Genomic DNA, 25,108 nt, shown 5'->3' on the forward strand with positions numbered 1-25,108 from the left:
TTGGCCGTGGTGTCGCCGACCGGCAGATAGGTCAGGTCGAGGTCGCCGGGGGCCGTTTGGGTGGTCGGCGCGTTCTGGAACGCGAGCATCACCTGGAAGATCGGATTGCGCGAACGGTCACGGTCCGGCGCAAGCTCCTGGACCAACCGGTCGAACGGCACGTCCTGATGCGACAAGCCCTCCAGAGCCGTCCGGCTCACCTGGTCCAGCAGCTCCTCGAACGAATCACCCGCAGCCACCCGAGTACGCAGCGGCAACGTATTGACGAAGAACCCGATCAGATCCTCCGTCTCCACCCGCGACCGGTTCGCCACCGGCACCCCGATCACCACATCACCCTGACCCGACCGCCGCGACAACACCGCCGCCAACACCGACTGCAGAACACTGAAAAGGGTGGTGCCGCGTTGTTGGGCGGCCTCGGTCAGCCGGGTGACGGTCGGGGTGTCGAGTGCTTCGGTGAGCTGGGCGCCCCGATGACTCGGCGTCGCGGGCCGCGGCCGGTCGGTCGGCAGATCCAGAGCCGACGGCGCACCCGCCAACTCATGCCTCCAGTAGGCCAGCTGCTCCTCCAGCACATCACCGGTCAGCCAACTACGCTGCCACGCCGCGTAATCCGCGTACTGCACCACCAGATCCGGCAACTCACGCCCCGCATACGCCGCCTGAATCTCCCGCAGCAACACCCCGACCGACCAACCGTCCGACACGATGTGATGCATCGACAACGCCAGAACATGCTCGCCCTCACGCACCCGCATCACCACCACCCGCATCAACGGACCGGCAACCAGATCGAACGGCAGACCGGCAAGATCCCGCGCAGCCCCCAACGCCACAGCATCCGGATCACCCGCACCCGACACATCACGCACCACGAACTCGATCGCCGGCTCATCACCCACAACCTGCACCGGACCCGCCACACCCTCGACGAACCGGGTCCGCAACACCTCGTGCCGCCCCGCCACCACCATCAACGCACCACGCAAACGCCCCACATCCAACCCACCCGACAACCGCACAGCCGCCGGAACGTTGTAGAACGACCCCTCCGGATCCAACTCATGCAGAAACCACATCCGCTGCTGAGCAAACGACAACGGCAACTCACCACCACGATCCACCCGCACCAACTCCGGCAACGCACCCACACGCCCCGCCGACACCACCACCCCGGCCAACACCCCCAACACAGGGCTCTCGAACAACGTCCGCAACGGAAGCTGAACACCGAAGTCCGAACGGATACGCGCAATCAGCTGGGTGGCCAGCAGAGAGTGGCCGCCGAGCGTGAAGAAGTCATCGTCCAAACCCACCCGCTCCACACCCAGCACCTCGGCGAACAACTCCGCCAACCGGCACTCCTCCCCCGTCACCGGCGCCCGATACCCCACCCGCGCCACCGACAGGTCCGGGGCCGGAAGCGCCGCCCGGTCGACCTTGCCGTTGGGGGTGAGGGGCATGGTGTCGAGGGTGGTGATGTGGGTGGGGATGAGGGTTTCGGGGAGGGTGGTGGCGAGTGCGGTGCGGGTCTGCGCCGGGAGGAGGGGGCCGGTGGTGTAGGCGGCGAGACGGGTCTGGTTGTTGGGGTCGGTGTGGGCGATGACGACGGCGTCCGTGATGCCGGGCAGGTCGCGCAGGGCGTTCTCGACCTCGCCGAGCTCGATGCGCTGGCCACGGATCTTGACCTGGTGATCACGCCGGCCCAGGAACTCCAGCTCCCCGGTGGGAAGGTGGCGGGCGATGTCACCGGTGGCGTAGAGACGCGCCCCGGGTGTGGTGCTGAAGGGGTCGGGGATGAAGGCCGCCGCCGTGCGGGCGGGATCGTCGAGGTAACCGCGGCCGACGCCGGTGCCGGCGACGAAGAGTTCACCCCGGACGCCGACGGGCAGGGGCCGGAGATCCTCGTCCAGGACGTAGAGACGGGTGTTGCGCACGGCGCTGCCGATCGGGATGTGCGCGTGACGGGTCTCCGTGCCTGGGGTGAGGGTGGCATGGGTGACGTCGTCGGAGCACTCGGTGGGACCGTAGGCGTTGACGACGTCGATCCCCGGATAACGGGCGAACCACCGGGTGCACAGATCCGGCGGCAGCGCCTCCCCCGTGACGACGAGTTTCCGCAGCACCGGCAGGGCGGGGGCGGACTCCTCGACGGTGTCCCACGCGTCCAGAGCCGCCCGCAGGAGCGAGGGAACCACTTCGAGAACGGTCACGGCGTCCCGGTCCGCGCGCAGGAACAGCTCCGTCGCGTGATGCGCCGTCTCGTCCCCGTAGACCGCGGTCCGCCCACCGGTCACCAGAGCGGCGGTCATCTGCCACACCGAGATGTCGAACGTCAACGCCGCGTTCTGCGCGATCACATCACCACCGGTCAAACCCAGATCATCCACCTTCGCCAACAGGTGATTGTTCATCCCCGCGTGATGGACCATCGCCCCCTTCGGACGCCCCGTCGAACCCGACGTATACAGCACATACGCCAGATCATCGCCATCCAGCGCACCGGAGCGGACGAGCTCCTCCGGTGCGTCGGCCGCAGTCGGGCAGACGAGGACGTCGGGGTGGGTACCGGGCTTCGGTGGCGATGGCGTGGGTCGGGGCTGTGTGGCCGGCTGTCGTGATGAGGAGGCGGGCGCCGGAGGCGGTGACCATGTCGGCCTTCCGCGCCAGCGGGGCATTCGGGTCCAGCGGCAGATAGGCACCACCCGCCCCCAGAATCCCGAGGAACGCCACCACCGCGTCCGCACCACGCTCACCGTGGAAGGCCACCCGGTCATCAGCCACGACACCCGCGGCAAGCAGCTCACGGCTGACACGACTCGCCCGCCCCACCAGCTCCCGATAGGTCAGCGACCCGTGGTCATCAGTGAGCGCGACGGCGCCCGGCCGGATGGAGGCATGCTCCCTGACCCGGGCGACCGAGACTGTCGAGCCGGTCCGCGCGGTCCGTCCGGTTCCAACGGCCAGGATCTCGCTCTCCTTCTCGGAGACCGGGGCGAGTTCTCCGACGGGGCATGCGGGATCGGCCGCCGCGGCACGGCACGCGCGCTGGATGTCGTCGAGCACCGCGCGGGCGGTCTGCTCCGTGAAGAGGTCCGTGCTGTACTCCAGCGAGGGCAGTTCGCCGCCTGGGCTCCTCCCGAGGAGCATCAGGTCGAACTTGGCCGGGTCCGTCGCCGACCGGCAGATAGGTCAGGTCGAGGTCGCCGGGGGCCGTTCGGGGTCGGCGCGTTCTGGAACGCGAGCATCACCTGGAAGATCGGATTGCGCGAACGGTCACGGTCCGGCGCAAGCTCCTGGACCAACCGGTCGAACGGCACGTCCTGATGCGACAAGCCCTCCAGAGCCGTCCGGCTCACCTGGTCCAGCAGCTCCTCGAACGAATCACCCGCAGCCACCCGAGTACGCAGCGGCAACGTATTGACGAAGAACCCGATCAGATCCTCCGTCTCCACCCGCGACCGGTTCGCCACCGGCACCCCGATCACCACATCACCCTGACCCGACCGCCGCGACAACACCGCCGCCAACACCGACTGCAGAACACTGAAGAGAGTCGTTCCCCGGACCTGAGCAGCCTCCGCCAGCCGGGGACCGTCATGGCGTCGAGTGCTTCGGTGAGCTGGGCGCCCCGATGACTCGGCGTCGCGGGCCGCGGCCGGTCGGTCGGCAGATCCAGAGCCGACGGCGCACCCGCCAACTCATGCCTCCAGTAGGCCAGCTGCTCCTCCAGCACATCACCGGTCAGCCAACTACGCTGCCACGCCGCGTAATCCGCGTACTGCACCACCAGATCCGGCAACTCACGCCCCGCATACGCCGCCTGAATCTCCCGCAGCAACACCCCGACCGACCAACCGTCCGACACGATGTGATGCATCGACAACGCCAGAACATGCTCGCCCTCACGCACCCGCATCACCACCACCCGCATCAACGGACCGGCAACCAGATCGAACGGCAGACCGGCAAGATCCCGCGCAGCCCCCAACGCCACAGCATCCGGATCACCCACACCCGACACATCACGCACCACGAACTCGATCGCCGGCTCATCACCCACAACCTGCACCGGACCCGCCACACCCTCGACGAACCGGGTCCGCAACACCTCGTGCCGCCCCGCCACCACCATCAACGCACCACGCAAACGCCCCACATCCAACCCACCCGACAACCGCACAGCCGCCGGAACGTTGTAGAACGACCCCTCCGGATCCAACTCATGCAGAAACCACATCCGCTGCTGAGCAAACGACAACGGCAACTCACCACCACGATCCACCCGCACCAACTCCGGCAACGCACCCACACGCCCCGCCGACACCACCACCCCGGCCAACACCCCCAACACAGGGCTCTCGAACAACGTCCGCAACGGAAGCTGAACACCGAAGTCCGAACGGATACGCGCAATCAGCTGGGTGGCCAGCAGAGAGTGGCCGCCGAGCGTGAAGAAGTCATCGTCCAAACCCACCCGCTCCACACCCAGCACCTCGGCGAACAACTCCGCCAACCGGCACTCCTCCCCCGTCACCGGCGCCCGATACCCCACCCGCGCCACCGACAGGTCCGGGGCCGGAAGCGCCGCCCGGTCGACCTTGCCGTTGGGGGTGAGCGGTATCTCGGCGAGTACGACGACGGTGGCCGGGATCATCGCCTCCGGCAGGGTCCGGGCCAGGGCCGTGCGGGCGTCCGCCGGGTCGACGCTGCCCGTCGCGTAGCCGACGAGCGCCGTGCCGCCCGTGGTGTCGGGTCGGGCGATGACGACGGCGTCCGTGATGCCGGGCAGGCCGCGCAGGGCGTTCTCGACCTCGCCGAGCTCGATCCGCTGACCACGGATCTTGACCTGGTGATCACGCCGGCCCAGGAACTCCAGCTCCCCGGTGGGGAGGTAGCGGACCAGGTCGCCGGTGCGGTACAGGCGGGCGCCCCGGACCGAGCTGAACGGGTCGGGCACGAACACGGCGGCCGTCTTCGCCCCGTCGCCCAGGTAGCCCCAGGCCACCTGGGTGCCGCCGATGTAGAGCTCGCCCGGCACCCCCACCGGCACGGGCGCCATGCGCTCGTCCAGGACGTACAGCGAGGTGCCCGCGATGGGCCGCCCCGCCGGGATGCCGGGACGCTCGGGCACGGCCTCGCCCGGGGCGAGCGTGTGGACACAGCAGCCGACGACGGTTTCGGTCGGCCCGTACTCGTTGACGACCGTCGCGTCGGGGGCGACCGCGCGGAACTGGTCGACGAGGACGGGGGACAGTGCCTCACCGCCGACGACGAAGCAGGCGTCGAGGCCCGCGAGGCCGCCCTCGGGGATGAGCCGGCAGAGGGCCTGGAGGTGGGAGGGGGTGAGCTTGATCAGGTTGGGCCGGACCGGGCCGCTCACCACGGCGACCAGTCCGTCCAGCGGATCGGCCTCGTCCACGAGGTGGATCGTGCCACCGGCGATCAGCGGCACCCACAGGCTCGTCACCGTGAGGTCGAACGCCACGCTGGAGTGGACCGGGGCCACCGGGGTGCGTCCCGCGCCGTACGCGTCGACGGCCCAGCGCAGGTAGTTGGCGAGGCCCTGGTGCGGCACGACGACGCCCTTGGGGCGGCCGGTCGATCCGGAGGTGTACAGCACGTACGCCGCGGCGCCCGCGCCGGTCGTCCCGGGCGCCGGGTGCTCGGGCAGGTCGGTGACGTCGACGAGACGGGTGGTGCCCGCCACGTCCCGGGCCCGCTCCCCGGTGCCGACGACGACGGCGGCCGAGGAGTCCCGCACCAGGGCGGCCAGGCGCTCGGCGGGCTGGCCGGTGTCCAGGGCGAGGAAGGCGGCTCCGCACTTCCAGGCGCCGAGCATCGCCGCGACGAGGTCCACCGAGCGCGGCAGCAGCACACCCACCACCTGCCCGGGGCGTACCCCAGCCGCGAGCAGTGCGGCGGCGACGCGGCCCGCGCGGTGGTCGAGTTCGGCGTAGGTGACCCGGGTCGTGCCCACCACGACGGCCACGGTCCCGGCGGCGTCGGCCGCCCGGGCGTGGAACAGGTCGAGGGCCGTGGCCCCGCCGTCCACGGCGTCGGCGCCGCGTGACCAGCGGGACAGCCGGACCTGGTCCTCGACCGACACCGCCGTCAGCGTGCACAGGGCCCGGTCCGGGTGGTTGACGGCGTTGCGGCTCAGTGCCAGCACCGCGTCCAGGAGCCGCTCGGCGGTCTGCCCGGTGAACAGTTCGGTGCTGTATTCGAGGGTCAGCCGGGCGCCGCCGGGGCTGTCGGCGACGAACAGGGTCAGGTCGAACTTGGCGGTGGGGTTGGGGATGTCGAAGCGGTCCGCGCGCAGCCCGGGGGCGAGGTCGAACGCCTCCGGCATGTTCTCCTCGCTGACCATCGCCCGGAACAGCGGTTGCCCCGTGCGGTCCTGGCCCTGGCCGAGCGCCCGCACCACGTCGCGGAACGGGACGTCGGCGTGGCCGAGCGCCGTGGCGAGCCGGCCGCGCACCTGGCCGAGCAGGGTGCGGAACCCCTGGCTCCGGTCGACCTCGGTCCGGACGACGAGGGTGTTGGCGAAGTAGCCGATCAGTTCCTCGGTGTGCGGGTGGTGGCGGCCCGCCGTGGGCACGCCGATCCGGATCTCGTGCTGTCCGCTGTACCGGGAGAGGGTGGCGGCGAACGCGGCCTGGAACGCGGCGAACAGGCCTGTGCGCTGGGAGGCGGCCAGTTCCCGGAGCTGCTGGGTGACCCGCTCGGAGAGCACCGCGGTGATCCGTTCGCCGCGGTGCGTGGGGACCGCGGGCCGCGGGTGGTCGGTGGGCAGGTCGAGGACGAGCTCGTCGGCGAGGTCGGCACGCCAGTGCTCCAGCTGCTGTTCGCTGACGCCGCCGGCCAGCCAGTCCCGGTGCCAGACCGCGAAGTCGGCGTACTGCAGCGCGCGGGCGGGCAGCGCGTCGGGGTTCCGCTCGGCGTACAGGGCGCGCAGTTCGGTCATGACGACGCCCATGGACCAGCCGTCGGTGACGATGTGGTGCATGGCGAGGAGCAGCACGTGGTCCTGCTCGGCGAGCCGGTAGAGCACCGGTCGCAGCAGCGGTCCCTCGGTGAGGTCGAAGGGTGCGGCGGCCCGCGCGCCGCTGTCCTCGCGGCACGCCGCCTCGGCGGCCTCGGGCGTGAGGTGGTCCAGGGCGACGTGTTCCATGCGCCAGGCCGGCTCGGGGTGGATGAACTGGGACACCTCCCCGTCCGACAGCCCGAAGGTGGTGCGGAGGATCTCGTGCCGCACACCGAGCAGCGTTACGGCGTCGTCGACGGCGGCAGCGTCCAGGGGGCCGGTGAGGCGCATGGCCACGGGCACGTTGTAGGCGCTCGACCCGGGTTCCAGCTCGCCCTGCAGCCACAGGCCGAGCTGGCTCGGAGAGGCAGGCATGACGTAGACCTGATCTGTGGACATGGGGTTCCTCGCTGTTCCCTCTGGCGGTACTGCCGGTCGTTTCCGTGCTGCTGGTCGTCGATGTGGTGCGGGTGCTGTCGCTGCGGTGGTGCGGTCGCGGTGCAGTCGTCACGGTGGTGCGGTCGCGGTGCTGTCCGTCACCGTGGCGCGGTCACGGGTGCTGTCGTCGCGGTGCTGCGGTCCTCGTCGTGCCGGACCGTTCTCGTGCGGGGGGGCCGGACGGGGCGCGGGGGTCCGCCCCGTCCGGCGGCCTGCGGGAGGTGTCAGGCGGTCCCCGGCGTCTCCGGGCCGGCTTCCGACCGCTCCGCCAGGTCGCCCAGCGCGGCCACCCACCGGTCGGCGAGCTCGTCCGCGTCGTGCGGCGCTTCACGGTCGCCGGCGAAGGTCAGCACGAGGGCGTCCTCGGCGCCGCGCAGCACGTCGACCCTGATCGGGAACTCGGTCTGCGCCACGGAGAGACTGCGCTGTGCCAGCGGGTTCCCCGGCTGTACGGACGCGGAGACCTCGCCGAGCGAGGCGTCCACCGGGTAGTTGTCGAAAACGAGCACGGACTCCAGGGGGCGCCCGCCGGTCATCACGGCCAGCTCCACCCCGTTGAACTCCTCCGCCTCCAGCCGTTGCAGATGGAGCCTGCGCACGGCGGCCGTGACCGGCTCGTCCGGGGCGAAGCGGAACCGGACGGGCAGGGTGCTGATGAACGGGCCCACGGCCGCCTCCGCCTCGGCCGTGGCCTGGCGGCCGTTCGAGGTCACCCCGAAGACGACGTCCTCGTGTCCGCTGCGGTCGGCGATGACCCGCGCCCAGGCGAGCTGCGCGAAGGTGGCGTAGGTGGTGCCCGCGTTCCTGGCCGCCGCGTCGAGGCGCTCGGTGAGCCGTGGGTCGAGGGCCCGCTGCACCTGTGTCGGGCGTCCCTCGGTCCGCTGCGGGGCCTGCGCCCACGGTCCGGCGCTGCCCTCCATGACGTCGGCCCAGTGCGCCGCCGCCGCGTCCCGGTCCAGGCTTCCCACCCAGGCCACGTGCTCCGCGAACGGGCGTGCGGGGGCGGCCTCCGGCTCGGTGCCGGTCGCGAACGCCTGGTAGGCCAGGAGCAGTTCCTGCCGCAGCCGCATGCAGGACCAGCCGTCGAGCAGGCTGTAGTGGTGGTGCTGGACGAGCAGTTGCAGATCGTCGGAGATCCGGTAGCGCAGCAGCCTGATCAGCGGCGGTCGGCCGAGGTCGAAGCCCGCGAGCCGCAGCTCGTCCAGCTCCGTGAGGAGCCGCCGTTCCTGGGTCGCCGGGTCGAGGCCGCGCAGGTCGCGCTCCTCGAACCAGGGCTCGACCCGGTCGGCGACGACCTGGACCGGGGTGTCGGTGTCCAGGTCCTCGTAGTACGTGCGGAGCACGGCGTGCCGGGCGAACAGCCACTCCCAGGCCCGGCGGAACGCCGTCTCGTCCAGTTCGCCGGGGAGCGGGAAGCCGGACTGGATGACGTACAGGCCGGGGAAGGGCCGCTGCCGGGCGGTGGTGAGCATGTGGTGCTGGATGGGTGCGAGGGGGTAGCGGTCGAGCGGCACTTCCATGCCGCCCGGGCTGCCCGCCGCCTGCCGGGACGTCTCCGCCAGGGTCGTGGCCGAGGCGTCGACGGCCTCGGCGAGCTCCTCGACGGTCTGGTGCTGGAAGACCATGCGGGGCGTGACGGCCAGGCCGGCGGCGCGGGCCCGGGTGACCATGCGGATGCAGGTCACCGAGTCCCCGCCGAGGGCGAAGAAGCCGTCCGTGGCGCTGAGGCTCTCCAGCCCGAGCAGTTCCTGCCACACGCCGGCCAGGAGCAGTTCGGTGGGGGTCGCCGGGGGGCGGCCCGCCGTACGCGTGGCCGCCGCGGCCGGGGTGCTCGGGACGGGGAGCCGTCCGCGGTCGACCTTGCCGTTGGGCGACAGCGGCAGCTCCGCCAGCTCGACGAGGAACGCCGGCACCATGTAGCCGGGCAGCCGCGTGGCCAGGTCCTCGCGTACGGCGGTGGTGTCCACCGGGCCCGCGCCCTCCTCCCGTACGACGTAGCCGACCAGCCGGCGCTGTTCGCCGATCGTCACGGCCGCCGCGACGGCCCGGCCGACGCCGGGACGGTCGCGCAGGGCCGCCTCCACCTCGCCGAGCTCGATGCGGTGACCGGCGATCTTCACCTGGAAGTCGACCCGGCCGAGGAGTTCGAGACTGCCGTCCGGCCGGTAGCGGGCCAGGTCTCCGGTGCGGTACATCCGGTCGCCGGGCACGCCGCTGAACGGGTTGGGCGGGAAACGGTCCGCGGTCTGCCCGGGGGCGTCCGCGTAACCCCAGGCCAGGCCGGTGCCGCCGAGGTACAGCTCGCCCGGTACGCCCTGGGGTACCAGGCGCAGGTCGCCATCGGTGACGTAGGCGGTCTGGTTGGCCATGGGAACGCCGTACGGGATGCTCTGCCACCCGGGATCGACCTGCTCGATCTCGAAGATGGTCGAGTCCATCGAGGCCTCGGTCGCGCCGCCCAGGCCGATCACCCGGGCGTCGCGGGCCCGGGTGCGGAGCCGGCCGGGGAGGGTGACGGGGATCCAGTCGCCGCCGAGCAGGACCACGCGGAGGTCCGGGAGCGCCTCGACGCCGAGGTCGTCCATGCCGTCGAGCAGCAGTCCGAGCAGGGCCGGTACGGAGTGCCAGACGGTGACCCGGTGTTCCCGCATCAGGTCGAGCCAGTGGCTCGGGTCGCGGTCCCGTTCCGGTGCGGGGAGGACCGCGCAGGCTCCGGCGATCAGGGTGCCGAGGAGGTCGTACGCCGTCATGTCGAAGCCGAGGGAGGACACCGAGAGGACGGCGTCACCGGTCGAGATGTCGAACCGCCGGTTGAAGTCGTGGAAGTTGTTCACCCGGCCGCGGTGGTCGAGCAGGACTCCTTTGGGCCGCCCCGTCGACCCCGAGGTGAAAATCATGTAGGACAGGTCGCCCGCGTCGGCCGGGCAGGCCACGGGGGCGTCGGACTCCGTGTCGAGTTCCCGGCGGACCTCGTCGGCGTCGAGGACGAGGACCGGGACGTCCACGGCGGGGAGCCGGTCGTGTACCGCCCCCGTGGTGACGACGGCCCGGACGCCCGCGTCCTGGAGCATCATGGTGAGCCGCTCGGCCGGCTGGTCGGGGTCGACCGGCAGGTAGGCCGCGCCCGTCCCGAGGACGCCGAGCACCGCGAGCGGCAGGTCGGCGGTCCGCTCGACGGCGACGGCGACGACCTCGGCGCGTCCCACCCCGCGCCGGGCCAGGACCCGGGTGAGCTGGGAGCTGCGCCGCGCCAGCTCCCCGTAGCTGACGGTGCCCGACGGGGTCCGTACGGCCGGGGCGTCCGGGCGGGCGGCGGCCTGCTCGGCGAAGAGGTCCGGCAGGGTGCGCTCGCGCGGGAAGTCGGCGGCGGTGGCGTTCCACTCCAGGGCGGCGCGCCCCTCCTCCTCGGCGGTGAGGACGCCGAGGTCCGCGACCGAGGTGTCCGGCGCCTCGATGAGGGTGACCAGGGCCTGTTCCAGGTGGGCCAGCATGCGGTCGATGCGCTGGGCGGTGAAGATCCCGGCGTCGTACTCGCAGGACATCTCGATGCCCCGGGGCCCGTCCAGGAGGGAGAAGTCGAGATCGAACTTGGCGGTGCCGTTGTGGGTGTCGAAGGTCTCGGCCTCGACGCCGGGCAGGCCGAAGCCGTCGGCGACGCGCTGGTAGACGAACATCACCTGGAACAGCGGGTTGCGGTCCAGGCTGCGCTCGGTGCCGGTGCGGGCGACGACCTTCTCGAACGGCACGTCCTGGTACTCGTACGCGGCGGTGACGTCCTGCCGGATGCGGCGGACCGCCTCGGCGGCGGTGTGCCCGGCGTCCAGGCGCAGCCGCAGCGCGAGCGTGTTGGCGAAGCAGCCGATGAGGTGCTCGGTCTCCGCGGTGGGCCGGTTCATCGCCGGGGTGCCGACGAGCAGGTCGCTCTTGCCGCTGTAGCGGCGCAGCACCAGACCGAGCCCGGTGAGCAGCGTCATGAACGGGGTGACGCCGTGCTCCCGGGAGAAGGCGTGGACGCGTTCGGCCAGCTCCGGCTCGATGCGCCGGCGCCGGCGCCCTCCGCTGCGCTGCCCGTCGGCGGGACGGAGCCGGTCGGTGGGCAGGTCGAGGGAGGGGTCCGCGCCGTCCAGCCAGGCGCCCCAGAAGTCCAGTCCCTCCGCCAGTCGTTCGGCTCCGGTGCCGGACTGCTGCCAGCGGGCGTAGTCGGCGTACTGGACCGGCAGTTCGGGCAGGGCGAGCGGCTCGCCCTCCTGTACGGCGCGGGAGATGGCGGCGAACTCGCGGAACAGGATCTCCACGGAGGCGCCGTCGGTGGCGATGTGGTGCACGATCACGGCGAGGACGTGGTCCTCGTCGTCGAGCCGGATCAGCACGGCCCGCAGGGGCAGTTCGGCGGCGAGGTCGAAGTCGTGGGCCGCGCGGCGGTCCACGATCGCACGGGCCGCCTCCTCGCGCTCGTCGGCGGGCAGGGCGGTGACGTCCTCGACGGCCAGGGAGAACCCGGTCGCGTTCGGCGACGTCACGGCGACGGGCCCGTCGCTCCCGGCCTCCCCGTCGACGTAGCGGGTACGCAGGACGGCGTGCCGTTCGACGATGCGGCGGAGCGCCAGGTCGATGGTGCCGGCGTTGATCGCTCCGCGCAGCCGCAGCGCCATCGGCACGTTGTAGACGCCGGAGCTCTCCGGGTCCTGCTGCCAGAGGAACCAGAACTGCCGCTGCGCCGCGGACAGGGGGGCGGGGCCGGTGTCGCCGCTCGGGGTGATCTGCGGCCGGCCGGCGGCCCGGCGCTCGCGCAGCATGCGGGCGAGCAGGGCCTGTTTGGCCGGGGACAGCCCGGCTATGCGGGTGTCGAGGTCGTTCATGCCGCGACGCTCCCGCGGCGTTCCCGCACGGAGCGGGGGGTGAGGTCGGTCCACACCTCGGCGATGTGGGCCAGGCACGCTTCGCGGGTGCCGGTGGTGCCGGTTTCGGTCCAGCCGGTGGGGAGCGGGCGCTCCAGGAACCAGACGGAGTACTGCTCCTCGGCGTTGACGACGACGCGGTACTGGAGGGTGTCGCTGCTCATGGGGTGCCTCACTTGGTGGTGGTGGATGCGAAGAAGTCGTTCACGACGCGGCCGGCGCCGGCCTCCTGGGCGCGGGAGTGCACCCAGGAGCCGACGGCCAGGTCGAGGACGCCGAGGCCGAAGGGCGAGAAGACGACCGGTCGGGAGCGGTCGACCTCGACGCGCCCGAGCAGGACGTCGGCGAGGGTGCCGGTGATGAAGTCGCGCCCGTTCTCGGCCTGTTCGGTCAGGTGCAGCGAGGTGCGCTCGCGTACGGCGTGCTCGGTGTCGTCGGTGATGTTCTGTGCGGCGAGGATCATCTCCGGGGCGAGGTCGCGCAGGGAGAGGTGCAGCACCAGGGGGGCGTGGTCGAGGAGTTTCGGGTCGTGGATGTGCGGCTCGCCCGCGACGGTGGTGAGGATCACCAGGTCGCACTCGGTGAAGGCCTGCGCGACGTCGTCGGCGACGGTGAACTCCTTGGCGCCCTCGGCGGTCAGTTCCTCGCCGAAGGAGCGGGCGGCGGCGGGGTCGAGGTCGTAGAGGGTGAAGCCGTCGATCTGCCAGTCCAGGTCCCGGAGGAACTTCCACACGTGCCGGGCGATGAGGCCGGTGCCGACGACGCCGACGCGGCGGGCGCTGCGGCCGCCGCCGAGGGTCTCGGCGGCGAGCACGGCGGAGGCCGCGGTGCGGGTCGCGGAGATGACGGAGGACTCCAGGCAGGCCGCCGGGTAGCCGGTGTCGGGGTCGTTGAGCAGCAGTACGGCGGAGGCGCGCGGGATGCCGTAGGTGCGCGGGTTGTCGGGGAAGCTGGAGATCCACTTCAGGCCCGAGACGCCGAACTCGCCGCCCAGGTGGGCCGGCAGCGAGATGATGCGGGACTTCGGGTGGTCGGGGAGGCGCAGGAAGCCGCTCTGCGGGTTGACGCTGTCGCCGTTGTCGTGGGTGAGGTAAGCGCGACGCACGAGGTCCACGCACCGCTCGCGGTGACCCTCGATCTGCGCGGCGACGGCTGCCTCGGGGATGAAGATGAGCGACGGCGGAGAGTCCGGGGTGCGGACGGACACGGTGGTTCCTTTCGTACGGGCGGGACGGGACGGACGAGCCGGGTGGGACGGACAGGACGCATCGGACGGACGGGACGGACGGGACGGGCGTCGGGGCGAACGGTCGGGGCGCGTTCAGAGCGCGGCCGTGGCCACGGCGTCGGGGGCGAGGGTGCGTTCCACCCAGTCCAGGTCGTAGACGGTCCGGGCGTAGGGGATGCCCCGGTCGGCGCAGAGGAAGACGGCGGTGGGCCGCTCGCCGGGGGGCACCGGGTGCTCGGCGAAGTACCGGCCGATCGCGGCGTAGACGCTGCCGGTGGATCCGCCCGCGTACAGGCCGTGTTCGGCGTACAGGGTCCGGCAGCCGATCACGGTCTCGTACTCGCTGACGTGCATGACGTGGTCGATGAGGGCCTGGTCGAGGAGGGGCGGCACCATGCTCGAACCGAGTCCGGGGATGTGCCGCTTGCCGGGGGCGCCGCCGAGGGCGACGGAGCCGTGGACGTCGACGGCGACGACGGTGGCGCCGGGGAACTGGTCCTTGACGCGTCGGGACAGCCCGGCGATGGTGCCGCCGGTGCCGACCCCGACGAAGAGGTAGTCGATGCGGGAGAACGCGCTGCTCAGCTCGCCGCCGGTCAGCTGGTAGTGGGCGTCCGCGGCGTCGCCGTTGGCGTACTGGTTGGGCCAGTAGACGTCGCTGATCTCCGCACGGAGCTCGGCGACCCGCGCGAGACGGGCGGGCAGCAGGGCGGCGCCCTCCGGGGCGACGACCTTCTCGACCCGCTCGCAGCACGAGCGCAGGACGGCCTCGGTCAGGGCGTTGCAGTTGGCGTCGATGACGGGGACGAACCGGATACCCAGGGACTGGCAGAAGACGGCGAGCGAGGTCGCGAAGTTCCCCGACGAGGACTCGACGACGGTGGTGTTCTCCGTGATGTCGCCGCGCTCGATGGCCTTCTTGAGGATCCAGTACGCGGAGCGGTCCTTGGTGCTGCCGTTGGGATTGACCGACTCCAGTTTCGCGAACAGGCTCAGGCTGTCGTCCGGCAGCCAGAGGAGCGGGGTGCGGCCCACGGAGGCGCCGATCATGTCGAGGCGTTTGCGCAGTGGGTTCACGGCCGGCCGCTCGGCTCGTAGCGGGGCAGCGGGAACTCGGCGGTCAGTTTGTCCACTTCGGCGCGCAGCTCGGCGGCGGTGAACTCGTCGAGGGTGAAGTCGCGGTCGCCGACGGGGCGCATGGTGGTGAGGACGGTGTGGATGATCCCGGCGCAGACGCGCATCTCGCGGGGGCCGAGGCCGCGCTGGGCGACGGCGTTCGTGCCGATGCGGACGCCGCTGGTGACGGCGGCGGGGCGGGTGTCGCCGGGGACCCGGTTCTTGTTCACGACGATGCCGATCGACTCCAGGGCCCGCTCGGCGGCCATGCCGCTGACGTTGTCGCGGGTCAGGTCGAGCAGCACGATGTGGTTGTCGCTGCCCCCGGTCACCACCTCGTGGCCGAGGGCGGTCAGTTCGGCGGCCAGGGCGGCCGAGTTGTCCAGGATGCGCTGGGCCGTGTTCCGGTACTCGTCGGTCGCGGCGCGGGCGAAGGCGCGTGCCTTCGCCGCGATGGCGGGCAGGATGGGCGCGCCCTGGAAGAAGGGGAAGACGGCACGGTCCAGGGTCTTCGCCAGGGTCCGGCCGGTGGCCGGCAGGACGGTGTCGGCGTCCCGGCCGGACATGATGATGCCGCCGCGCGGCCCGGCGAGCTGCTTGTGGGTGCAGGTGGTGGTGATGTGCGCGTGGTCGACGGGGCTGGGGTGCAGGCCCGCGGCCACCAGGCCCGCGATGTGCGAGATGTCGGCCATCAGCAGGGCGCCGACGCTGTCGGCGATGGCCCGGAAGCGCGCGAAGTCGACGGTGCGGGGGTAGGCGGTGGCACCGCAGATGATCAGCTTGGGGCGGTGTTCGGCGGCGAGGGCGGCGACCTCGTCGTAGTCGATGCGGCCCTGGTCGTCCAGGCCGTAGTTGACCGGGGTGAAGTACGTGCCGGAGTAGGCGACGCTGTAGCCGTGCGTGAGGTGCCCGCCGTGGTTGAGCCGCATGCCCAGCACGACGTCGCCCGGGTTCAGGACCGCTGACAGCACCGCATAGTTGGCGGTGGTCGCCGAGTGGGCCTGCACATTGGCGTACCGGGCGCCGAACAGCGCGCGGGCCCGGTCGATCGCGAGCTGCTCGATCGGGTCGATGGCCTCGCAGCCGGCGTGGTAGCGGGCGCCGGGGTAGCCCTCGGCGGTGACGTTCATCGAGGAGGTCGCCAGGCAGGCGAGGACCGAGGGGTCGGTGACGCTGGAGGAGGCGACGAGCATCAGGGAGTTCTGCTGGCGGTGGTTCTCGCAGGCGATGGCGGTGACGAGTTCTTCGTCCTCCGACGCCAGCAGCCGCGCCGCGTGCCGGGCGAAATCTTCGGTGGCGAGCATGTCAATACAGCCCCTTGTGCAGTATCGGAAAGGTGGAATCTGAAGGCCGGAGCGGACGGTGCCCGATCGGGCGGAGCCGGCCCGCAGCGGCGGGACGGTGCGGAGGACCGGGTGCCGGGTCCGGTGCTGCTGTGCCGGGAGTCGGTCTCAGACCTTCTGCGGCACGGAGGCCGACGCGGCGGCGGGTGGGGTGGCCGGTGCGGTGGCGGATGACGCCGCCGGTGGCACGGGTACCGGCTCCATGAGGGTCGGGTCGGCGTCGCGGCGCAGGAACAGGCCCGGCAGGCAGGTCGTGAACAGCGCCATCACCACCATCATCGAGTAGACCTCCTGGCTCAGCAGGCCCAGGCCGAGACCGACGTTGAGCACGATGAGCTCGGTGAGTCCGCGCATGTTCATGAGCAGTCCGAGCGTCCTGCTCTGCTGCCAGGACATGCCCAGGAGGCGTGCGGGGACGGCCGCTCCGATGAGCTTTCCGGCGCAGGCGACCGCCAGGATGAGCACCAGCTCCATCGAGTTGCCCAGCGAGAGGGCGGTCAGGTCGATCGACATGCCGACGACGATGAAGAACAGCGGAAGCAGGAAGTTGCTGATCTGCTCGACGGGTTCCAGCGCGTACTTCTGGAGCTGCGGGTGGATCGGCCGCGGCATGACCATGCCGAAGACGAAGGCGCCGAAGATGGCGTGCACCCCGATCCAGGTGGTGGCGCAGGAGGCGAGGAACACGCCGGCGCCCACCACGGCCACCAGGTACGGAGCCCCGGTGCCCAGGCTCATCCGGTCCACGAGGCGTGCCAGCAGCGGGCGCACGACCAGGATCATCACCGCGAGGAACAGGGCCAGCCAGCTGGCCATGGCCGCCACTCCGAGCAGGGAGCCGGCCGTCACGATGACGACCACCAGGGCCAGGGTGCACCAGGCGATGGCGTCGCCGAACGCGGCGCAGGCCAGGGCCATCACGCCCACCTGGGTGTTCTGCATCCGGCGGTCCGTCAGGAAGCGGGCCAGGACGGGGAACGCCGTGATGGAGATGACGACCCCGATGTAGAGGGTGAACGGGACCTGGCCCACCTGCTCGCCGTTGACGACGCTGTGCCCCCGGTAGAGCAGCAGCGCGAGCGGCAGCCCGAGCAGGAAGGGCAGGAGCATGGCCGACAGGGACACGCCCACGACCATCCGCCCCCGGCCGCGGAGCAGCCGGGAATCGAACTCCCAGCCGATGAGGAAGACGAAGAGAACCACGCCGACCTGGGCGAGGACCGACAGGTAGGGACGTACGTCGGCCGGGAACAGGACCTCGGTGAGGTTGCCCGGCAGCAGCCCGAGGAGGGAGGGTCCGAGGACGAGTCCCGCGAACAGCTCCCCGATGACGCCGGGTTGCCGGAAACGGGCCGCGAGGCGGCGCAGCACGACGCCGGTCAGCAGGATGATCGCGAAGCCCACCATCACCATCGCGGTGACCGACTCGCTGTCCTTCACGGGTCCGGCCATGGCCGCACCACCTTTCTGTTTCTGGGTTGTCGGAAGGTCCGTCCGGCGGCGCCGGACACCGGTCGCACGGCCGCCGCCGGTGGCGGCCTCAGCGGCGCGTGGCGTACCGGGTCCGGTCCAGGGCCACCGGCCCGGGGGCGGCTGCCGTCGGAGGCACGGCCGCTCCGGCGTCGAGGAGTTCCCGGACGCAGCGCGCCACGCCGCGGGCGGTCGGATCGTCGAAGAAGGCGTTGAGGTTGATCTCCACGCCGTACTGGGCCCGGATCCGCGTCGTCATCCGGATGGCCAGCAGGGAGTGGCCGCCGATCTCGAAGAAGTTGTCGTCGGCCCGTACGTCGGGGGTGCCGAGCACATCGGCGAGGAGTGCCACCGCCTCGCGCTCCAGCGTGGTCAGCTCCGTGTCGGCGTCCGGGGCCGCGGCCCGGCCGGCCGGCGGCTTCGGCAGCGCGGCACGGTCGATCTTGCGGTTCGGGTTCTTCGGCAGCTCGGGCAGCGGGATCAGGACCGGCGGAATCATGTACCGGGGCAGCCAGTCGGCGAGGTACCCGGTCAGCTCCCGCGGCGTGGGCGTGCCCGAGTAGTACGCGACGAGCCGCTTGTGCCCGGCGCTCTCGTCCACCACGGTCAGCGACTCCCGTACGCCCGGGTGGGAGAGGGCGGCGGAATCGATGTCGCCCAGCTCGATCCGGTAACCGCGGACCTTGACCTGGAAGTCGATGCGTCCGAGGAAGTCGAGCATGCCGTCGGGCAGCCGGCGCACCTTGTCGCCGGTCGCGTACATCCTCGCTCCCGGCTCGTCGCTGAACGGGTCGGGCAGGAACGCCCCCGCGGTCAGTTCCGGCCGGCCGAGGTAGCCGCGTCCGAGCCCGTCACCGCCGATGAACAGCTGGCCGGGGACGCCCACGGGCACCGGTCGCAGCCACGCGTCGAGGACGTGGACCTGGGTGTTGGAGATGGGCCGGCCGATCGGTACCCGCCAGGTGCCGTCCGGCACCTGGCGGACGGCGAAGGTGGCGGCGATGCTGGTCGACTCGGTCGGGCCGAAGTCGTTGATGAGCAGCGGCCCGCCCAGCTCGACGACCTCCCTGGCCCGCTTGGGGTCCATCGTGTCGCCGCCGACGACGAGTTCCCGGGCGCCCGCGAACACCGTCGGGTCGTACGCGGCGACCTCGGTGAACAGCGGTGTGGCGAAGACAACGGTGTCGACGGCGGCGGCGCGCAGGGCCTCGCCGAGGACCGGCGGGTTCAGCACGGTGGCCTGGTCGAAGCCGTGCAGCTCGGCGCCGTTGGCCAGGGCGCCCCAGATCTCCAGGGTGGCCGCGTCCCACGCGGCGTTGGAGATCTGCGCCATCCTGTCGCCCGGCGCGATGTGGATGAAGTTGGTGTCGCGCACCAGGCGGATCACGTTGCGGTGGGTGATGCAGATGCCCTTGGGGCGGCCCGACGAGCCCGAGGTGTACATCACGTAGAGCAGCGATCCGGGACCGGCGCCGCCGTCCACCGCGGTGTCGTGGCCGGGGTCGGCGGCGACGTCGGCGCCCAGGTACGGGTCGACGGGCACCACCGGCAGCCCGTCGCCCACCGGGGGCACCCGGTCGGCGGACGGGGTCAGCACCAGGGCCGGGCGCGCCTCGTCCAGGATCTGCCGCAGCCGCCGCTCGGGGTGGGAGGGGTCGAGCGGCAGGTAGGCGCCGCCCGCCTTCACCACGGCGAGCATCGCGACGACGACGGCGGGGTCCCGGTCCACGTACAGGCCGACGAGCGTCTCCGGGCCGACGCCGAGCTTCCTGAGGTGGGCCGCCAGGGCGTTGGAGCAGCGGTCGAGCTCCCGGTAGGTGCGGCGGAACCCGCCGTGGACCAGGGCGGGCGCGTCGGGCGCCGCCCGCACCTGGTCGGCGAAGAGGGCGCGGAGGTTGCTGTGCTTCGGGTAGTCGGTCGCGGTCTCGTTCCAGCCGGCGGCCTCGCGCTGTTCGGCCTCGGAGGCGTGCGGCAGCAGCCTCAGCGGTTCGGCGGGCGCCGCCGCGACCTGGGCGGCGAGCTGGGCGAAGTGGTCGGCGAACCGGTCGACCGTCGTACGGTCGAACAGGTCGGTGCTGTAGCTGATCAGGCCTTCGAGGCCGTCGCCCGCCTCGGAGAGCGTCATCCCGAGGTCGACCTGGGACGTCCTGCGGATCAGTTCGACCGACTCCACGTCCAGCTCGCCGACCCGGGCGCGCAGGCCCCCCTTGCCGGTCTGGAGCGCGCCGAGGCCGTCCTGACCGAGGAGGTGGGGGTTGGTGAGGCTGAACATGACCTGGTAGCCGGGCGAGCGGGAGGCGTCGCGGTGCAGCCGCATCCGCTGGACGAGAGCGGGGAAGGGCATCTCCTGGTGCGCGAGCGCCCCCACCACCGTGCGCCTGGTGTCCCGCATCCGCTCGGTGAAGGTCGCCTCCTCGGTGACCCGGGAGCGGATGAGCAGCGGGTTCACGAAGTAGCCGATGACGTCGTGGAGGTCGGCCTCGTGCCGGCCGGAGCCCGGCACGCCCACGAGGAAGTCCTCCTCCCCCGTGTAGCGGTGCACGAGGAGCTGGAAGACGGAGAGGAGGGCGACGAACAGGGTGGTGTCCCCGGCCTCGGCGTGGCGCCGCAGCTCCCGTGTGACCCCGGCGTCGAGGGAGAAGGTCACCGTGTCGCCGCGGTGGTTCTGCACCGGCGGTCGCGGCCGGTCGGCGGGCAGCTCGACGACCGGCTCGCAGCCGTCGAGCTCTGCCTTCCAGTACTCCCACAGCCGCTCGCCGCGCGGCGATTCCAGGAGGTCCCGCTGCCGGTCGGCGAGCGAGAGGTAAGCGGCCTCGGCCGGCTCGGGCAGCGCCGGGCCCCGCCCGAGCTCCTGGGCGTAGAGGCGGCCGAGCTCGTCGGTGAGCAGCGCCATCGACCACATGTCGGCGGCGACGTGGTGCAGGGTGAGGGAGAGGATGTCGCCGTCGGCGCGGCGCAGCAGGAGCGCGCGCATCACGCGGCCCTCGTCGAGGGCGAACGGCGTTCCCTCGCAGGCGCGTTCCAGGCGGGCGGCGAGGGCCGCGGCGTCGAGGGTGCGGGCGTCCTCCACCGTGAAGTCGGCGTCGAGCCGGGGCAGCACGCTCTGGTAGGGCTCGCCGTCCGCCCAGCGGAGGGCGGTGCGCAGCACGGCGTGGCGGTCCACGAGCCGCTGGAACGTGCGCCGCAGGGCTTCGGTGTCGATCTCCGTCAGCAGCCGTACGGCCAGGGAGATGTGCAGCGCGGACGTACCGGGGTGCTGCTGCTCCAGGAAGACCATGGCCTGCTGGTTCGTGGTCAGCGGCAGGCGGTCGCCGGGGGCGGCGGAGGGCTGCCGCGGGGCCGGCGCGGCGGGGGTGTCGAGGGTCAGTCCGTCGATCGACGCGCCCGCGAGCAGCTGCTCCAGCGACAGCTCCACGCCGGCCGCCCGGGCGACGGAGGCCTGGAGTTCGACGGCGGCGAGCGAGTCGAGTCCCTGGCCGACCAGTGGCGCGGACCGGTCCACGGTGACGCCGAGGCGGCGGGTGGCGGCGTCGGCGATGACGGCGCGCACGGTGTCGTCCGGCGCGCCCCGCCCCGGGAGGGCGGCCGGCCGGGGTGCCGTCGGGGCGGGGAGCGGGCCGTCGCCGGTGTCGGACCGGTGCACCACCTTCATCGTGGCGTCGGCGAAGGCCGCCCGGGCCGCGGACCGCTGGATCTTGCCGCTGGTGGTGCGGGGGATCTGGCCGGGCCGGACGAGCACCACGGTGCCGGCCGCCACGGCGTGCTCCCGCACGAGCGCGGAGCGGACGGCGCCGATGACCGCGTCGGCCGTCTCCGGCACGTGGCCGTGCGTCGTCTCCAGGACGAGGCAGATCTCCTCGCGGCCGTCCCTCTCGACGGCGAAGGCGGCGGCGCCCCGGCGCAGCGCGTCGTGCGCGGCGAGGGCCGTGGTCTCCAGGTCCTGCGGGTAGTGGTTGCGGCCCCGGACCACGATCAGGTCCTTGCTGCGGCCGGTGACGTACAGGCGGCCGTCGCGCACGAAGCCGTAGTCGCCGGTGCGCAGGTAGGTGCGGGGGTCGCCGGGCAGCCGGGCGCCGAAGGTGCCGTCCGCCGCGGCGTGTCCCCAGTACCCGTCCGCCACGTTCTCCCCGGCGACCCAGACCTCGCCGACGGCGCCCTCGGCGCAGGCCTCGCCGCGCTCGGCGTCGGCGACGGTGAGGTCCAGGTCCACGGCGACGGGCCCGCAGTCGACCACGGGCAGCCCGTCGGGCGCGGGCTCGGGGAGACGGCCGGGGCCGAGGGTGTCGGCGCGGAAGGTCCGGGCGACGTGCTCACCGGCGACGCGCCGGCCGGACACCATCAGGGTCGCCTCGGCGAGGCCGTAGCAGGGGAAGAAGGCGTCACGGCGGAAGCCGAAGGGCGCCATGCGGGCGGCGAACCGGTCGAGGGTGCTCGCCCGGACCGGCTCAGCGCCGTTGAACGCCACCTGCCACCGCGACAGGTCGAGTCCGGCGAGCCGCTCCTCGGGGATGCGGTCCACGCACAGGTCGTACGCGAAGTTCGGACCACCGCTGATCGTGGTGCCCAGCTCGGATATCAGTTCGAGCCACAGGAGCGGGCGGGTGATGAAGGCGGTCGGGCTGAGCAGGGTGGCCGTCGCTCCCGCGTAGACGGGCTGGAGGATGCCGCCGATCAGGCCCATGTCGTGGTACGGCGGCAGCCAGCTCACCACGGCGGTGTCCGGTCCCGCCGCGAACCGCTCCTGGATCTGCGCCGAGTTGGCCACCAGGTTGCGGTGGGTGACCCGGACGCCGCGCGGGGTACCCGTGGAACCGGAGGTGTACTGGAGGAACGCCAGGCTGTCCCCGTCGATGTGCGGACGCCGCCAGTCCCCGGCGCCGGGCAGTTCGCCGTCCACGGACAGCAACTGGAGTCCGGGGGCGTGGAGTTCCTCGGCGAGTTCGGCGGCGCGCGCCGGCTCCGCGCCGGGGACGAGCGCGGCGGCGGGCCGCGAGTCGGCGAGGACGGCCAGGTGCCGGGCGGAGTACTTGCCGCCGCTCGGCGGGTACAGCGGGACGGCGACGGCGCCCGCGTACAGGCAGCCGAGGAACGCCACCACGTAGTCGAGGCCCGGCGGGAGCAGGACCAGGATCCGCTCGCCGGTGAGTCCGCGTCCGGCGAGCATGGCGCCGACCGCCCTGGCCCGGGCGTCGAGTTCCGGGAAGGTCAGCGAGGGCCGCTCGTCCCGCCCGGGGCTCACGAAGGTGTAGGCGGTGCCACCGCTGAGCGCGGCGCGTTCGGTCACGACGTCCACGAAGGTCGTGGCGGCGGTGACCGAGAGGTCCGTGGGCGGGGCCGTCTTGTCCAGCAGGTCCATGGCAGGAAGGTTCCTCACGCAGTCGTACGGAGTCGGGGCCCGGCGCGCGACGCCGCTCGGGGCGGTACGCGCCGGGTCTGGCCGGGCGGGTCCGCCCGGGCGGTGCGCTCAGGCGGTGCGCTCAGGCGGTGCGCTCAGGCGGTGCGCTCAGGCGGTGCGCCAGCGGAGCCAGCGGCTGGCGCCGGCCAGGCCGACGGCGGTCATCGCGGTCAGCACGCCGATGTTGAGCAGGAAGGCCGAGCCGAAGTCACCGACGAGCGCGAGGCGCAGGGACTCCGCGGCGTAGGTGGGCGGCAGCAGGTAGCCGAACACCTGGAGCGGCACCGGCAGCGACTCGATGGGGATGAGCACCGGCGCCACCAGCAGCAGCACGAAGATCATCAGGTTGACGATCACGAGCAGCAGGTCCATGCTCCGCACGAGCGTCCCGATGGCCAGGCCGATGGCGGACAGCGCCATGCAGGCGAGCGGCAGGACCAGGAGGAGCACGGGCGAGATGACGAAGTCCGTGTCGTACATCAGCTTCGCCGTGATCATCGGGGTGATCAGACCCGGCAGGATCAGCAGCAGCCGGGAGAAGACCATCGCGGCCAGGAACGAGATCCTGCTGATGGGCAGCGACGCGTAGTAGACCATCATGCCGTCCTGCCGCAGTGCGCCGATGCGCTGCGCCAGCGTGCCGATGCCTTCGTTGGCCACCGAGAAGATGGCCGCGCCGCTGACGATGAACAGCAGGCTCTCCTCGTCGGACAGGCCGTCACCGATCCGGGTCAGTCCGAAGACCATGGCGGCCGGCATCAGGAGGCCGAACATCAGCACCCACGACCAGGTGGTCCGGACCTCCAGCATCTGTTCCAGCCAGAGGAACTTGAGGTCGACGCCCATCCGCCGGGCCCGCGCGCCCAGACCGGCCGACGGCACGCCGCCGCCGGTCCCGGGGGCGTCCCCGGACGCGGGGGGCAGCACCGGAGGGACACGGGAGGCGTCGGCTCTCCCGCGCGCCCCTGCCTGCCCTGCCGCCTCGGCGGTCCCGGCGGTCCCGGTGACGGCCGGGGCCGTCGCCGTGCGGGGTTCGCTCGCCGTCAGGACGGCCGTCGCCGTCGAGCCGGCCGGGGCCCGGGACGACTCCTCGACCGACGTGCGGGGTGCGGTGACCGGGGCGGTCGCCACGGCGGTCGCGGTGCCCGTGGCGGCGGCGGTCTCGGCGGTCGCCGTGGTCTCCGCAGCGGCCTCGGTCTCCGCCGGAGCCGATGCGGCGCGCCCGTCGAGGGTGAGGTAGACGTCCTCCAGGGTCGGCCGGGTCAGCCGGAAGTCGGCCACCCGGTCCATACCGAGCTCGCCGTGGACCACCCGCATCAGCTCCGGCATCCGCGCCGAGTCCGTCTGCACCAGGTAGCTGCCGTCCCGCTTGCCCTCGGTGAGGGTGCCGACCGCGTCGAACAGCTCCCGCTCGTGGCGCGCGAGGCCGTCCTCGTCCTTGACGAACAGCTCCAGCCTGATGCGGTCGCCCAGCACCTCCTTGAGGTGGCCCGGGGTGCCCATCGCGGTGATCCGGCCGCCGTTCATGACCGCGACCTGGTCGACGGCCGACTCGGCCTCCAGCACGTTGTGCGTGACGAGCAGCACCGTCGTGCCGTCCTCGGCGCTGCGCCGCGACACCATGTTCCACACCAACCGGCGGTTGTGCGGGTCGAGTTCGTTGGTCGGCTCGTCGAGGATGAGCAGCTTGGGGCGGCCCATCAGGGCCATGCCGAAGTTGACGAGCCGGGTCATGCCGCCGCTGAGCTGGTCCACGTAACGGTCCTGGACGTCGCCCAGGCCCAGCTCCTCGATCAGCTCGGCCGTCTGGCGGCGGGCGTCGGTCTCGGACTGGCCCCGCAGCCGGCCGGTGTAGTGCAGCGCCCGCCGCACCTCCACCAGGCGCATCGACAGTCCGGTCTGCGGCAGGAAGCCGGTCATGGCCTTGACCGCGTCCGGGTGGGCGACGGCGTCGACGCCCTCGACCACGATCTCGCCGGAGGTGGGCCGCACCAGGCCGAGGAGCTGGGAGACCAGGGTGGTCTTGCCCGCGCCGTTCGCGCCGAGCAGTCCGAAGACCTGGCCGCGGGGGATGCTGAAGGTCAGGTCGTCGTTGGCCTTGACGTCCGCGCCCGAACCTCCGGTCCGGAAGACCCGGGTGAGGTTGCGGACCTCGATCGCGCTGTCCCGTGATGTGTGCGTCATGTGTCC

General features: G+C 72.2%; 10 protein-coding genes and 1 pseudogene. All 11 read right to left on the bottom strand.

The window, feature by feature from the left end; all coding sequences use genetic code 11:
- Window positions 1-2,501, bottom strand: a 2,501-nt coding sequence (locus tag DTB53_RS37240; protein ID WP_256656821.1) for a non-ribosomal peptide synthetase, incomplete at its 3' end; no start/stop codon positions are given.
- Window positions 2,488-3,153, bottom strand: a complete 666-nt coding sequence (locus DTB53_RS37245) for an AMP-binding protein (RefSeq protein ID WP_256656819.1) — start codon at window positions 3,151-3,153, stop codon at window positions 2,488-2,490. The genes DTB53_RS37245 and DTB53_RS37240, both read right to left, overlap by 14 nt.
- Window positions 3,153-7,429: pseudogene (locus DTB53_RS37255) on the bottom strand (amino acid adenylation domain-containing protein). The gene DTB53_RS37245 and the pseudogene DTB53_RS37255 overlap by 1 nt, the downstream one beginning before the upstream one ends.
- 263 nt (window positions 7,430-7,692) lie before the next feature.
- The gene (locus DTB53_RS03855) at window positions 7,693-12,327 is read right to left on the bottom strand and encodes a non-ribosomal peptide synthetase (RefSeq protein ID WP_012379312.1); all 4,635 of its coding nucleotides are present in this window, start codon (window positions 12,325-12,327) and stop codon (window positions 7,693-7,695) included.
- The gene (locus tag DTB53_RS03860; protein ID WP_003966721.1) at window positions 12,324-12,530 is read right to left on the bottom strand and encodes an MbtH family protein; all 207 of its coding nucleotides are present in this window, start codon (window positions 12,528-12,530) and stop codon (window positions 12,324-12,326) included. The genes DTB53_RS03855 and DTB53_RS03860 overlap by 4 nt, the downstream gene beginning before the upstream one ends.
- Window positions 12,531-12,538: 8 nt before the next feature.
- Entirely contained in the window at window positions 12,539-13,573 is a 1,035-nt protein-coding gene (sbnB, locus tag DTB53_RS03865; RefSeq protein WP_012379314.1) for a 2,3-diaminopropionate biosynthesis protein SbnB, read from the bottom strand.
- Between the two features lie 114 nt (window positions 13,574-13,687).
- Window positions 13,688-14,671 carry a 2,3-diaminopropionate biosynthesis protein SbnA gene (gene sbnA / locus DTB53_RS03875; protein WP_003966723.1) on the bottom strand — a complete coding sequence of 328 codons (984 nt, stop codon included), beginning with the start codon at window positions 14,669-14,671 and terminating at the stop codon, window positions 13,688-13,690.
- Entirely contained in the window at window positions 14,668-16,014 is a 1,347-nt protein-coding gene (gene glyA / locus DTB53_RS03880; RefSeq protein ID WP_003966724.1) for a serine hydroxymethyltransferase, read from the bottom strand. Before glyA ends, sbnA begins: the two co-directional genes overlap by 4 nt.
- Window positions 16,015-16,161: 147 nt before the next feature.
- A complete protein-coding gene (locus DTB53_RS03885) occupies window positions 16,162-17,505 on the bottom strand; it encodes a cation:proton antiporter (protein ID WP_012379315.1) in 1,344 nt (447 codons plus the stop codon).
- Between the two features lie 88 nt (window positions 17,506-17,593).
- A complete protein-coding gene (locus DTB53_RS03890; RefSeq protein WP_012379316.1) occupies window positions 17,594-22,879 on the bottom strand; it encodes a non-ribosomal peptide synthetase in 5,286 nt (1,761 codons plus the stop codon).
- Between the two features lie 147 nt (window positions 22,880-23,026).
- Window positions 23,027-25,102: an ABC transporter ATP-binding protein/permease gene (locus tag DTB53_RS03895; RefSeq protein ID WP_012379317.1), complete on the bottom strand. Its 2,076-nt coding sequence runs from the start codon at window positions 25,100-25,102 to the stop codon at window positions 23,027-23,029.
- Window positions 25,103-25,108: the final 6 nt, after the last annotated feature.

Source organism: Streptomyces griseus, assembly GCF_900460065.1.
GTDB lineage: Bacteria > Actinomycetota > Actinomycetes > Streptomycetales > Streptomycetaceae > Streptomyces > Streptomyces griseus.

Bases quoted from the DNA above. Each gene is read 5' to 3' on its own strand.
- DTB53_RS37245 (WP_256656819.1), bottom strand. From the start codon at position 3,153: ATGCTCCTCGGGAGGAGCCCAGGCGGCGAACTGCCCTCGCTGGAGTAC.
- DTB53_RS03890 (WP_012379316.1), bottom strand. From the start codon at position 22,879: ATGGACCTGCTGGACAAGACGGCCCCGCCCACGGACCTCTCGGTCACC.
- glyA (WP_003966724.1), bottom strand. From the start codon at position 16,014: ATGCTCGCCACCGAAGATTTCGCCCGGCACGCGGCGCGGCTGCTGGCG.
- DTB53_RS03855 (WP_012379312.1), bottom strand. From the start codon at position 12,327: ATGAACGACCTCGACACCCGCATAGCCGGGCTGTCCCCGGCCAAACAG.
- DTB53_RS03885 (WP_012379315.1), bottom strand. From the start codon at position 17,505: ATGGCCGGACCCGTGAAGGACAGCGAGTCGGTCACCGCGATGGTGATG.
- DTB53_RS03860 (WP_003966721.1), bottom strand. From the start codon at position 12,530: ATGAGCAGCGACACCCTCCAGTACCGCGTCGTCGTCAACGCCGAGGAG.
- DTB53_RS03895 (WP_012379317.1), bottom strand. From the start codon at position 25,102: ATGACGCACACATCACGGGACAGCGCGATCGAGGTCCGCAACCTCACC.